Here is a 13,033-nt window from a genome sequence, read left to right on the forward strand (position 1 = left end):
GGTCGCCGTCAGTACTTTCTCGCGGCGCAAGCCGCAACCCCTCGCGGCAAGTTGCGAACTGCAAACGCCGTGACGGATTTGCGATCGATCAAAGCCCGATCGCGTTGAGCATCTGATCCATGGTACGCGAGGGTTCGGCGCAGCCGGCCTCGCCCACCACCTTCGCCGGCACGCCGGCAACCGTCATATTGTGCGGCACGGCCTTCAGAACCACCGAGCCCGCCGCAATGCGGGCGCAGTGCCCGACCTCGATATTGCCGAGAATCTTGGCGCCGGCGCCGATCATCACGCCGCGACGAATCTTCGGATGGCGATCCTCGTGCTCTTTGCCGGTACCACCGAGCGTGACGCCGTGCAGAATCGAAACATCGTCCTCGATCACCGCGGTCTCGCCGACCACCAGCCCGGTGGCGTGATCGAGGAATATGCCGCGGCCGATTTTCGCGGCCGGATTGACGTCGGTCTGGAACACCGCGGAGGCGCGGCTCTGCAGATACAGCGCAAAATCCTTGCGCCCCTTACCGTGCAGCCAATGCGCCAGGCGATGGGTCTGGATGGCGTGGAAGCCCTTGTAGTACAGCAGCGGATCGATGAAGCGCGACGTCGCCGGATCGCGATCGAACACCGCCACCATGTCGGCGCGAAACGCATTGCCGATGTCCGGCTGATCGCGGAGCGCGTCCTCGAACGTCTGGCGGATCAGATCGCCCGACAGCGCCGAGTGATCGAGCCGTTCGGCGACCCGATGCACCACCGCATCCTCGAGACGGTCGTGGTGCAGGATGGTGGCGAAGATGAACGACGCCAATTCGGGCTCGCGCCGCACGATGTCTTCCGCTTCGGTCCGGACGCGCTCCCAGATCGGATCGAGAGCCGTGACTGTCGCACTCTGCGGATTGATCTGATGCATCACCATGCCGGCTCTCTCGATCGGGTCACTGCAAAACTATAGCACGGCGGAGACCGGGCTGTCGCGGCACCTCGCACGGGTCGCGACGGGCGCCGCGACAGATCCTTAACCTATTGAACCTGGTCGACATTCCAAAATCGGTCCAATCCCACGGCGCGTGCCTATTCCAGTCAACTTGGGCGCAATGCGGCCGGAATCAAGAGCGCGGCGCGGCGGCGCTCACGGCCGGCGCTCCAGGAACGCCACCACGCCTTCCTTGTAGACCCTGTCGCCGACCGCGCGCATGTGATCGCGCCGCGGGATATCGAGCACCTGTGAGCCGGGAATGATCCCGCCGAGCTCGTGCGCCGAGCCGGCCACGTCGTCGTCGGTGCCGACCGCGATCAGCACCGGCACCGCGATCTGCGCGGCGTTCTCGCGGCTCATCAGTCCGCGGGATCCGCGCATGCAGGCGGCGAGCGCTTTGCGATCGGAACGGGTCTGGTCGGCAAAGGCGCGAAAGGTACGACCGACCGGATCGGTGACATCGTCGAGTGAATCGGCCTCGAGTGCGCACGCGACGTTTTCGCCGGGGCGTCCTTCGTTGCTGAGCAGCCCCATGCCGAGACCGCCGAGCACGACCGAGCGCACTCGCTGCGACTGCCACCGCGCCAGATTGGCGCTGATCCGCGCGCCCATCGAATAGCCCATGATGTCCGCGCGCGCGATGTCGAGATGATCCATCAGCGCCGCCGCGTCGGCGGCCATCGCTTCGAGCGTGTAGTCGTCCGGCTCGTACAGCTTGCTGGACTCGCCGTGGCCGCGATTGTCGATCGCGATGACGCGACGTCCGGCGCGCTTCAATTCCGACAGCCAGGACGGGTACACCCAGTTGACGTTCTTGTTCGACGCAAAGCCGTGAACGAGCAAAATCGGTTCACCCTCTCCTTCGTCGAGGTAAGCGATGGTGACTCCGGCATGATGGAAGCTCGGCATCAGGTATCCGTCGTTGATGGTGGGAATGAGCGTGGAGGATTACGTCGCCAAGCCAGGCCAGCGAAAACGGCCAAGCCATGCGGTCCGCCGATCAGCGCGACCGCGACGAACTGGATCAAACTTTATCATTTTAGCAGCGCTCGCACTATGCCTCGGACGCGGCAGATGCCACGCCGACCGCAGGTTGCGGCACCATCTTCGCGGCGAGCGCGCGCTTAGTCGCCTTGCGTCTGCGGCGGTCGAGCCAGCGCTGGGTCAGCCGTTCGGTACCGGCCTTCAGCGAAGTGACGACGCTGAACAGCATCAACAGCGCACTGAAGATCCACGAGGCGAAATTCCAGGCGCCGGTCGCGAGCAGCAACGCGCCCCGGCCGAGCAGCTTGATGATCGCGCGGGTCTGGCCACCCTTGGCTGTCGCGAGCCGGGCGGCCCGCGCCACATCCTTCGGGTTCTCCGCGACCTTCAAGGCGTCGAACGCGCCGCGGGTGCCCGCCTTCTCGCCGATCTTGCCGACGTCCTTGGCGAACCGCATCAGCCCGCCGGCCTTGTCGGTGCGGACCGCGGCCTTCACCGCCTCCACCGTCCGGGCCGGACGCAGCAGCGAGGCATCCGCGACGGCACGTCGAAGCGCCGGCGCATCGACGATCTCACGCGCCGACCGGCCGGCCCAGGTGACGAGGCCGGAGCTGATACGGCCGACCTTGCGGGCATCCTTGACCAGCGTCAGCCCGGCACGCGCCGGCGCGGCGGCGCCGATGCTGACATAGGTCGCCGCCGTCACCGCGATCCCGGCCGCGGCGAGCCCGAGTATCAGATGATCGGCGGCCTCGCCGGTCGCCAGATGCTTGCCTTCGCGGATCACGTCACGGACGTCGCCGAACACGAACAGATCGCCCGCGAGGGTGCCCGACAGCGCCGCCAGATCGTCGCCCTGGCCGGTGACCAATCCGGTCGCGAACCGGCTCGCCACTTGTGTCGGCGCCTGCTCCGATCTCACCGCATCATCGACCCGCCGCACCAGATCGTCGGGCAACGCGACCTGGTGCGCAGTCGCCAGCTCGACAAAGCTGCGTGCCAGATCAGGATCGCCGGCGGACAACGCAGCCTCGGTCTGGCGCGCGATGATGCCTCGATCCTGCCGCAATGCGTCCGCGATCTGCAGCTCCGATAGCTTCGCCGGATCGTCCTGGGCGGCGATCATGGCGGCGCCGTGCTGGGCGCGCGGCCACAGCGCAATCAGCGCCACAGCGCTGATTGCAAGACCGAGTTTCACCACGCCGAGTTGCAGTCGCATCGGTTCCTCGTTGTTCTCCCAAGTAGATGTGGGGCGTCATCACTTCGACACAACCGATCAGACGAAAGAAGGGCTTCTCCCACACCACGGGATTGTGTCGAATTTCGACGGGTAATCTCTACGCGGCCGCTCTAGGAATCAGGCAGCGGCGCCGGTATGGTGCGCCGCACTGTTAGTTGCCCTCCGCTGTCAGCAAAGGTGAGCTGAATGTCCGACCACGTGGTTCCCCACTTCCAGAACGATGCCGGCGTTGCGACGATCGAAATCGGTTCGCGGGAATTTATGTGCGTCGGCGCCGCTCCTCCGTTCGACCATCCGCACGTGTTTCTCGACCTCGGCAACGACAACGAGATCATCTGCCCGTACTGCTCGACGCTGTATCGCTACGCGCCGGATCTGAAACCGGGTGAAGCCCGCCCGCCGGAAAGCGTGCTGAAGGACAAGGTCGCCTGATCAAACCCTGACCGTGACGTGGCGGCCTCGCGCACGATCATCGTCGCCGGAGCCGGAATCGGCGGCCTGACGGCCGCATTGGCGCTGGCTGCCAAGGGGTTTCGCGTCACCGTGCTGGAGCGGACCGGTCGCCTCGATGAAGTCGGCGCCGGCCTGCAACTATCTCCCAACGCCTCCCGCATCCTGGTCGAGCTCGGCCTGCGATCCCGACTCGAGGCTTGCGCCGTGGTGCCGGACGCCGTCACGGCGATCAATGCCCGCTCCGGCCGCAGCATCGTGCGGATGCGGATCGCAGACGTCGCCACCCGCGCCGGTGCGCCGTATTGGGTGGTGCATCGCGCCGATCTGCAAGCCGCCCTCGCCGCCCAGGTGGCGGCGCATCCCGCAATCGACCTGCGGCTCGGCTGTGCCGTCGACGACGTCGCGCCAGACGCCGACGGCGTCACGGTGTCGGCCGGGGGCGCGCAGGAACGGGCACTGGCGGTGATCGGCGCCGACGGCATCTGGTCGGCGGTGCGCGGCCGGGTATTCCCCCAGATCGCACCGAGGTTCTCCGGATTGATCGCCTGGCGCGGAACGCTTCCGGCCGAGGCGATGCCGGATGGCGGAATGCTGCGCGGCGTGCAGCTCTGGCTGGGGCCCGACGCGCATTTGGTGGTGTATCCGATCTCGGGGGGCCGGCGGATCAATCTTGTGGCGGTGGTCGACGGCTCCTGGAACCAGCGCGGCTGGAGCGCGCGGGGCGAACCGACAGAGATCATCGCCCGGTTTGCCCATTGGGCCGGCGCCGCCCAGGCGTTGATCGGGGCGGTCGAGAACTGGACGCGGTGGGCGCTGTTTGCGATGCCGGACGGCGGGGCCTGGAACCAGGGACCGGTCGCCCTGCTCGGCGACGCCTCCCACGGCATGCTGCCGTTCGCCGCCCAGGGCGCCGGCATGGCGATCGAAGACGCCGCGGTTCTGGCCGCTGGGCTTGCCGCCCGCCATGGCGAGGGCCGAGGCGCCGCCGCAGAGGTCGCAGCAACGCTGCAGCGCTATGCGGCGCTGCGCCAGCCACGGGTCAGGCAGGTGCAACGGCTCGCCCGTCAAAACGGTACGATCTACCACCTGCCCGGCGCTGCAGCGCTCGCCCGCGACGTCGCCATGCGGGCGCTCGGCCCAAACCGGCTGCTGGCGCGGCAGGGCTGGATCTACGACTGGCGGCCGTGAGGCGCCGTTAGCGTGCCCCGCGCCCCGCCCGCTTGGTGGCGGCGGGAGCAGCAGCCGGTGGCTCCGGCGTCGCGGTGCAATGGTTGTCGCGCCAGGTCTGTTCGGCCAGACGCGATTGCGCTTTCAGGTTGATGTAGTCGTTGCGGTAGGCGACCTCGGCCACCACCGGCCCGGCGACGCCGGTCTGCGCCTTGCGCATCAGGCCGTCCAGCTTGGCGAGCTGGGTGTCGAGCGATTTGCGCTCCGCCTCGAGCTGCTTGCAGTCGTACAGCTCGTATCTGGCCGGATCGACGAAGGCCTGCGACAGCGCGCTGTCGCCTATCCCGGCGCAGCCGGACAGGCCGAGCGCGGCGGCGATCAGGGCAGCGGCGGCAACAGCCCTGCGGGCTGCGGCGGAATCGAACAGGCGTTGCGATGTCATGGTGACCGGCTGTGTGAACCAGGTTGAGGTTTCGGTCAAATCAGGCTGTGATGACCGCAGTGTGGCCGGCGTCAAGCCCGACCAGCAGGACGCGACCGATGCAGAAGATCCTTCTCCCCTATGACGGCTCCGCCAATGCCGGCCGCGCGCTGGACTGGGTGATCGGCCTGGTGAACGACAACGTGCCGATCGAACTGGTGCTGGTCTACGCCCATCCCGAGCCGGCGCTATACGGCGAGATCGCGGTCTACGTCTCCAAGGACAAGATGGAGGAGCTGCAGCGCGAGCATGGCGACGACATCCTGCAGCCGGCGATCGCCAAGCTCACCGCTGCCAAGATCCCGTTCACCTCCGAAGTGCTGACCGGCGACACCGCGCAGCGGATCGTCAAGCGGGCCGAAGAGCTGAACTGCAGCGGCATCGTGATGGGCACCCGCGGCCGCAGCGCGATCGGCAATCTGGTGCTCGGCTCGGTCGCCAACAAGGTGGTGCATCTGACCAAACTACCAGTGACGCTGGTGAAGTAACCGCACGGTCCGCGGCGCTTCGCTCGCCTTGCCAAACCGGCAGGTTTGGAACAGTGTCGCGCCGCAATCGATCGGATGTTCCCAAGGAGCGAGCGGTGTCGGGATTGAAGCAAATGCTGCGTGCGCCCTGGGTGTGGCGGGCGCAGGCGCGCGACCGCATCGTCGCGCAGCGCGAAGTGCCGACGCTGGCGGTGGTGGCGATCTTCCGCGAAGAGGCGCCGTTCCTCGACGAATGGCTGCGCTTCCATGAGGCGGTCGGCGTCGGCCATTTCTACCTCTACAACAATTTCAGCACCGATCACTTCCGCGAGGTGCTGGCGCCGTGGATCGCGCGCGGGCTGGTGACGCTGACCGATTGGCCGGTCGAGGTCGGACAGCTGCCGGCGTATCGCCACTGTATCAAGCAGCACATGCTGGATGCGAAGTGGATGGCGTTGATCGACATCGACGAGTTTCTGTTCTCGCCGGTCGCGGACAAAGTCACCGACGTGCTCGGCCGGTTCGACGGCGCGCCCGCGGTTGGCGTGTTCTCACCGTATTTCGGCTCCGCCGGTCACGAGCAGCGCCCGCCGGTGCCGATCAGCCGCGCCTTCACCAAGCGCTCGCCGCTGTCGAAGATCTCGGCCAAGACCATCGCCAACCCGCGCTGGATTCGCGCCATCCGCAACGTCCATCTCTACAAATACTGGCGGGGCGAAACCATCGACACCATGGGCCGCCCGTTCCAGGGCGACCGCCCGGTGCTCGACCTGCTCCGCCTCAATCACTATTGGTCGCGCTCGCTGTCCGACCTGCAGACCAAGATCCAGCGCGGCGATGCCTCGACCCCTGTCCCGCGCGACAGCGACTGGCACTTCGCCGCCGAGAAGGACATGAACGCCGAGGACGACACCTCGATCCTGCCGGTGCTGGACCGGGTGTTCGGCAAGGCGCAGGACAGCGAACCGGCCTGATGCGAACTGGGCCAGGGGCCTCGGACATCCTCACTACATGATCGGATGCGATAGACTTGCCTCGTACCTCGAGCGAGCACTTCCGGATAGAGCATGCCGACCAAACCGACATTTCCCGCCGAAACAATGGGCGCCAAAGTCGACGCTCACGCGATGTATCTCGGCGAGCGAATCAATACCGCGGCGTTCGAACAACACGCACTTTCCTCGGTCCCGCTCGCGATCCGCGGCGGCGCATCGGGGATCGCGGTGCTGTTCCGTTACGGCGTGGTGGTGCTGATCGGGCTGACGGCAAGCGAAGAGAAGGAGTTTCTCGATCGGCTGCGGCCGCGGATCGGCGGCTTGTTCGACAGCGTCGACGAGGAAACCGCGACGGTCGAGATCGCCGGCGACGGCGAAGACCAGGTCCCTGCCGGCGGCCCTATTCAACTGCGGCAATTGTCGCCCGAGCGGCTGCTGGTGATCGCCGACGCGCTCGCCAAGAGTGTCGTGCTCGCGCATGACGAGCGCGAAGCCGCCAAGGTGTTCGAAGTCATCGAACCGTTCGCCAAGGAGCTGTCCGACCACGGCCGCACCAAGCGCAGCCGCACCGAGATGATGCGGCTGATCGGGAAGGCGCTCCTGGTCCAGCACCGCGTATCCGGCCGCGTCGCGATCACCGAGAAGCCCGACGCCCTGTGGGACCGCCCCGATCTGGAGCGGCTCTACGCCCGGCTCGAGGACGAGTACGAGCTGCGTGAGCGGGTCGAGACGTTGAACCGCAAGCTCGCGGTGATCTCCGAGACCGCCGCGACGCTGGCCGACATCATCGACACGCGCCGCGCGCTGCGCCTCGAATTGATCGTGGTGCTGCTGATCGCATTCGAGGTGGTGATCGGGGTCTATCAGATCGCGATCGGACGCGGACACTGAGACCGCGAGCGGCAAAGGCGGGATCGTCCAGCCCACAACGAAAGGCATCGCATGGCCGAACAGATCCGGCGCGGGACGCCCGCCGACGTCGACGCAATCACCGACCTGACGATGCGCGCCTATGGCAAGTGGCTGGCGCTGATCGGCTACGAGCCGCTGCCGATGCTCGCCGACTACGCGGTCGCAATCCGGGAGCATCGCTTCGACCTGCTGGAGGTTGGTGGCGAGCTCGCAGCGCTGATCGAAACCGAACGGCGCGACGACGACCTGCTGATCGTCAACGTCGCGGTGTCGCCCGACGCCCAGAAGCGTGGATACGGCCGCCGCCTGATGGCGCTCGCCGAGCAGATCGCCACCGAGGCCGGCCGCACCACGCTGCGGCTCTACACCAACGAACGCTTCGAAGAGAACATCCGGCTGTACGCCTCGCTCGGCTACGCTCAGGAACGGCTGGAAACCCGCGCGAACGGGGCACGGGTGGTGCATATGGTGAAGCGGATGGGGTAGTTGCTGGTGGTGCGGGGCAGCCTGGCCGCCCGCAAGCAGCTCGGCCTGGGGGAGCTTCCGACCCTCCACGATCGCCTCGGCCGCCATGCTTCACCAAAGATAGCGCAGCGTTGCCGTGCCGGCGTAGGTCTGAGCATGCGCGGCGAATTCTCCGTCGAATTTGGCACTGAGCGCGAGGCCTCCGGCGAAGCGCAACTCGGCGCCCACCGAGGCGAGGCCGGAATCGCGCGTGGGCGCGGCGCCGGCGACGACGAAGCTCGCGCCCGGCAGCGCCTGGAAGGTCGCGGTCAGCGAGGGATCGCTGACCCAGTCGTGCGCATAGGCCAACTTCGCCCGCAGTGTCAGCAGTGAACCAGAGTCGAGCGCGACGCTGCGATCGAGCCGCGCACCCGCCTCGCCGCGGGTGTCGCTGGCGCTGCGGCTCGCATAGCCGAGGCCGAACAGGCCGGCGGGGCTGGTCTCGCTGTAAGAGGGCGTATCGAACCATTGCGCGTTCACCGCCGCATAGGGCGTCACCGCGACGAACGGCGACGCGATGCGCCAGCCCGCCTCCAGCCGTCCGCCATAGCTCTGCGCGATGAAGCTGGCGGTACTGCGCGTCGCCGCGAACGACATGCGGTCGGTCGACATCCAGTGATTGGCGAAGGCCAGCGAGGCGGCGAGATAGGCCGGGCCCGAAGTCGTCCTGGCGTTGACGCCGACCTGGAAAGCATCGCCGCGACCGCTGCCGAGGCCCTGCCCGAGATTCCAACTGCTCTGCCCGCCCGCCAGCGCAAAGCCGAGCCGGGTGAACGGCGAGAGCTGATAGTCCGCGCCCGCGGCAACCCCGCCGGCACGCGAGGTCAGATCGTTGCTGCCGATCGCCGCATCGCCGGCAATACGGCTGCCGCCGCCATAGGCCGCTCCCCACAGGCTCCAGCGCGGCTCATAGGCTCGTGCCGGGCGCGGCGGCGCCTTGGTTATCGCCGCATAGGCCGAGGCGACGCCCGCCGGCAGCGGCGGACGCTCCGGCGCATAGCCGAGCGCGCCGGCACCCTCGCCTTCGGAGCGCCCATCGACGAACGGATCGGTCATCAGTCCGAGGAACGCCGTTCCCATCTGGAACGCGCTCTGCTGGGCGCCGGTCGCCGGCTCGCCGGAGAGCTGGGTCAACGCGTTGGCGAGATTCAGGCCGGTCATACCGAACACGCCGACGAAGCCCGGCGGCAGCGTGCCGCCGGCGTTGAAGTAACCGTTGAGCGCATTTGCGACGCCGCGCAGGTTGAGGCCAAAGCCGGCGGTGTCGCCCAGCCGGGCCTGCAGCTTCAGCGTCACGCTGTTCGGCGTGGAGTAGTCGAGACGGGCGGTGAATCCGGTCGGCAGGCCGGAACTCGTCAGCCCGTCGAAGCTCCCGGTCCGGCTGGAAGCCGTGAGAATGGTGTAGTCCTTGCTGAGATAGCTGCCCGGCGCAAACACCGCCAGCACGTTGCCGGCCAGCGTCGCCGTTCCGCTGATGGTCGAGGACGCGGTCGATGGATTGATCTGAACCAGATACAGCGCGCCCGACTGGAACGCGAGATTGCCGGCCACATGCAACGTCGTCCCGGCGACACCGGAGCCCGGCGCCAGGGTGCCGCCGCTGGCCACCGTGAGGCTGCCGACCGTGCCGGTGCCGGCCAGCGTCGCGCCGCCGGCGACCGTGGTCGCCGAATTGGCGATCGAGCCGTTCACCACCAGCGTGCCGCCGTTGATCGTGGTCGCGCCCGAATAGGTGTTGGTGCCGCTCAACGTCTCGCGGCCGCCGGCCAGCGTCAGTCCGCCGGAGCCGGCGAGCGTGCCGGCAAAGCTGCCTGACGCATTCGCCAGCGTCAGCGTCTGGCTGCCGAGCGCGACCGCGCCGCTGCCGGCCAGCGTCGCGATGGTGGCGCCGGCGGTGGCGCCGGAGATATCGAACGCCGCGCCCGTGCCGACGCTGACGCCGCTCGACGCAGCGATGCTGCCGGCGTCGCTCAGCGCCAGCGTGCCGGCTGCGACTGTGGTGCCGCCCGAATAGCTGTTGGCGCCGGTCAGCGTCTCGGTGCCGCCGGCGATGGTAAGGCCGCCCGTGCCGGTGATCTGCCCGGCGAACGTCGTGGAGGCATTCGCAAGCGTCAGGGACTTGCTACCGAGCGCGACCGTCGCCCCGGCGACGCCGGCCAGCGTCGTGATAGTCGCGCCAGCGTTTGTGCCGGAGATTTCGAACGCCGCGCCCGAGGCAATGCTGACGCCGCTCGACGCCGCGATGCTGCCCGCGCCGCTCAGCGCCAGCGTGCCGGCATTGATCAGCGTGGCGCGGGTGTAGGCATTCACCGCCGCCAGCACCAGCGAGCCCGCGCCGGTTTTGGTCAGGCCGCCGCTGCCGGTCAGGCCGGTGGCGAAGGTGACGTTGTTGCCGTTGGTATCGAAGCTGCCGCCATGGCTGCCGAGGGCGGCGAGCCGCGCGGAGATGTCGGTCGTGGTGCCGGTCGCCCATTGCAGGCCGCCGCCGTCGAGCGCGATCAGCCCGGTGCCAAAATTGTTGGCGGCATTGAAGTTGATCAGGCCGCCCGTGACCAGGGTGCCGCCCGAATAGGTGTTGACGCCCGACAGCACCAGCGTGCCGGGACCGAGCATCTCGAGGAAACCCGGCGAACCGCCGTCGGCGATTACACCCGAAATGGTCTGCGTGGTGCCGGCCGCCGGCGTGAAAATCGGATCGCCGCTGATCGTGATGTTGTTGGCGATCGTATAATTGCCGCCGGTGAAGGCGAGCGTCGTGCCGGCCGCGAGCGCCAACGTGCCGGAGCCGAGCGCGTTGGCACTGGCGATGGTCAGCGTTCCGCTGGCTAAATTGACGGCGCCGGTGAAGCCGCCTGCGCTTGTGTTCAGCGTCAGCTTGTGCGTCCCCGCATCGACGATGAGGGTTCCGGATCCGGCAATGTTGGTGGTGAAAGGAATTCCAAATGATGCGTCGACGCCGGCGCTTCTCTGGTCAATCGTCAGATTGGCCCCGGCTTCGATAACGACATTTCCGTTGATGAAGGAGCCGGGCAGGAGTTGAAGAACATTGGAGCCGCTCACGAAATCGATCGCCTTGCGGCTCGTGCCGTTGCCGCCCGAGATGGTCCCGGCATTGAGGATCGTCAGATTGCTGCCGACAACGGCGGTCCCGGCCTTGGCGCTAGTCGTACTGCCGCCATAGATGGAGCCATAGTTCTCGAGAATGCCGCCGGCGGTGAAGAGGACGCCAATGCCGCCATCGCCATTTGCACCATTCGTACCGAGACCGCCGCCGGTGCCGCCGCCATTACCCCCGGCGCCGCCGGAGATCGTTCCGTTATTTGTGAGCGTGAGAGCGGTGGTTTCAACGACGCCGTAACCGCCAGCGCCGCCGCCACCGCCGCCACCGCCGCCCAGACCCGACGCGGACGTAAGGCCGGCGCCACCGCTGCCGCCGATGCCACCGCTAACCGTGACGCCCACGGATACGGACGTGATACCGGTAGCGCCGTTCGTGCCGCCGGTGCCACCGGCGCCACCCGATGCTGCGCCGCTGCCGTCGCGGCCGCCGGCACCACCAGCACCGCCGCCGGCAGCGCCACCGCCGCCACCGCCGCCGCCGTAGTCGCCAGTGCCATCCTGACCGTCGCTGCCGGCCTGACCGCTATATCCCGTAGCGCCGGCGCCGCCAGGGCCATCGGTTCCTGTGCCACTGAAACTGCCGGTGCCGAGGCCGCCGGTGCCGCCGTCCGCCAGCGCTGGACCTGATAGTCCCAAAGCAAGGACAATGACGACCGAAGATAACGCGGTGCCGCTCAACAGCTCGGAATGTAGCCTCACGTTGTACCTTACGCCCGCAAACGACTTTGCCATACGCCACAGCATTCCATGTCTTCCGTTGGTCAGAGTGGCTTCGTCTTTCACGAAAGTGCTCGCTCAATGTTCAGTATTCGCCGTCACCACAGATACAGCAGCGGCGCGGAGCCAACTCATAGTGCGAACGCGACCCGCGCTTTGGCGGTCCAGAATGTGTAGTCAGTGCCCAGGCCGCCGAAGGTGAGGCGTGGCCCGCCGCGAAGCTCATGGCTACACCGGATACGGCGCGCGCCGACCACGCGTCCAATGCAACGAGCGGTGCGGTTGCGACGTCCGCCAAGCCGCTGGCGTCGGTCGCGTTTGGCGTCATAAGCTGCGCATTATCGGAAAGCCGTCTGCGATCGCGCCGTCGACCGCGCCGGAGATGGCCTGGCCCGAGATTTGCGACACGGCCTTGGTCGCCAGAATCTGCATCGATCGCAGCTTGGTGCTGTCGGCTGGCACACTCACCACCTGGCTGAGCGCCGCGGACGTGGCGGCGCCCGGCGACGCCATCGCGACATCCGCCCACCCCAATGCGGCGCACAGCGATGCCAGCGCGAGGATCGACAGCGGCGCGACCGACACCAGCAGCCGCCATTTCAGCGGGCTTGCGGCGCCAGAATGCCGGAGATACGGGAAGCGCAGCGCACCCGGCCGGGCGCGCGAAGGCAAGTAAGACTTGATTTTCATGACAAGCTCAAAAATCGGTCACGACTGTCGGAGCGAGGCGATCAATCGGCCTCGACGGCTCTCCGTTGAAAGTGATTGTTAGCAACTCGACGGTGTGCCCGATGTGCCCAGCGTCTCAGCGGTCAATTCAGCCGCATACTGATGCACGGACAGCACATCATGCTCGCAATACGGGAATGAGTTTTCACATACCCCTTTTCGTTCTGAGTAAGCACGCCGGCCTCATCACATCCGTGTCGCTTGCAGGCCGATTTTGCGGTGACTACAAATCGGCTGTCAGCTTGCCGCGAAATGGCGGGGACAGAGCCACGAACAGGTTGGTTGGGC

The 13,033-nt window shown here is 67.2% G+C and carries 12 protein-coding genes; 6 read left to right on the plus strand and 6 right to left on the minus strand.

The annotated features are described in order from the left end of the window. Nucleotides 1–88: 88 nt before the first annotated feature. From cysE to DNX69_RS00405, 3 genes are all read right to left on the minus strand, one after another. Complete coding sequence (gene cysE / locus DNX69_RS00395; protein WP_110783917.1) at nt 89–916, minus strand: serine O-acetyltransferase; 828 nt, start codon at nt 914–916, stop codon at nt 89–91. 213 nt (nt 917–1,129) lie between these two features. Then, the gene (locus DNX69_RS00400; protein ID WP_110783918.1) at nt 1,130–1,885 is read right to left on the minus strand and encodes an alpha/beta fold hydrolase; all 756 of its coding nucleotides are present in this window, start codon (nt 1,883–1,885) and stop codon (nt 1,130–1,132) included. Between the two features lie 145 nt (nt 1,886–2,030). After that, nucleotides 2,031–3,179: a hypothetical protein gene (locus DNX69_RS00405; RefSeq protein ID WP_110783920.1), complete on the minus strand. Its 1,149-nt coding sequence runs from the start codon at nt 3,177–3,179 to the stop codon at nt 2,031–2,033. A 207-nt stretch (nt 3,180–3,386) separates the two neighbouring features. Here DNX69_RS00405 and DNX69_RS00410 point away from each other — a divergent pair, with 207 nt between their 5' ends. Continuing rightward, nucleotides 3,387–3,632, plus strand: a complete 246-nt coding sequence (locus DNX69_RS00410; RefSeq protein ID WP_110783922.1) for a zinc-finger domain-containing protein — start codon at nt 3,387–3,389, stop codon at nt 3,630–3,632. 18 nt (nt 3,633–3,650) lie between these two features. Beyond that, a complete protein-coding gene (locus DNX69_RS00415) occupies nt 3,651–4,841 on the plus strand; it encodes an FAD-dependent monooxygenase (protein ID WP_110783923.1) in 1,191 nt (396 codons plus the stop codon). A 7-nt stretch (nt 4,842–4,848) separates the two neighbouring features. On the opposite strand, the gene DNX69_RS00420 is transcribed toward DNX69_RS00415, so the two are convergent. Further along, on the minus strand, nt 4,849–5,262 hold the full coding sequence (locus DNX69_RS00420) for a twin-arginine translocation pathway signal (RefSeq protein WP_110784133.1): 414 nt from the start codon (nt 5,260–5,262) through the stop codon (nt 4,849–4,851). Between the two features lie 98 nt (nt 5,263–5,360). Here DNX69_RS00420 and DNX69_RS00425 point away from each other — a divergent pair, with 98 nt between their 5' ends. From DNX69_RS00425 to DNX69_RS00440, 4 genes are all read left to right on the plus strand, one after another. Beyond that, a complete protein-coding gene (locus DNX69_RS00425) occupies nt 5,361–5,789 on the plus strand; it encodes a universal stress protein (protein WP_110783925.1) in 429 nt (142 codons plus the stop codon). 95 nt (nt 5,790–5,884) lie between these two features. Next, complete coding sequence (locus DNX69_RS00430) at nt 5,885–6,742, plus strand: glycosyltransferase family 92 protein (RefSeq protein WP_110783927.1); 858 nt, start codon at nt 5,885–5,887, stop codon at nt 6,740–6,742. Between the two features lie 93 nt (nt 6,743–6,835). After that, nucleotides 6,836–7,654 carry an RMD1 family protein gene (locus DNX69_RS00435; protein ID WP_234826803.1) on the plus strand — a complete coding sequence of 273 codons (819 nt, stop codon included), beginning with the start codon at nt 6,836–6,838 and terminating at the stop codon, nt 7,652–7,654. A gap of 51 nt (nt 7,655–7,705) precedes the next feature. After that, entirely contained in the window at nt 7,706–8,161 is a 456-nt protein-coding gene (locus DNX69_RS00440; RefSeq protein ID WP_110783930.1) for a GNAT family N-acetyltransferase, read from the plus strand. Between the two features lie 90 nt (nt 8,162–8,251). Here the strand turns inward: DNX69_RS00440 and DNX69_RS00445 are convergent, their stop codons facing one another. Both DNX69_RS00445 and DNX69_RS00450 read right to left on the minus strand, forming a co-directional pair. Beyond that, entirely contained in the window at nt 8,252–11,998 is a 3,747-nt protein-coding gene (locus tag DNX69_RS00445) for an autotransporter domain-containing protein (protein WP_165825145.1), read from the minus strand. A 342-nt stretch (nt 11,999–12,340) separates the two neighbouring features. After that, entirely contained in the window at nt 12,341–12,706 is a 366-nt protein-coding gene (locus DNX69_RS00450; RefSeq protein ID WP_110783934.1) for a hypothetical protein, read from the minus strand. Nucleotides 12,707–13,033: the final 327 nt, after the last annotated feature.

The organism is Rhodopseudomonas palustris, from assembly GCF_003226555.1.
Classification (GTDB): Bacteria; Pseudomonadota; Alphaproteobacteria; order Rhizobiales; family Xanthobacteraceae; genus Rhodopseudomonas; species Rhodopseudomonas palustris_I.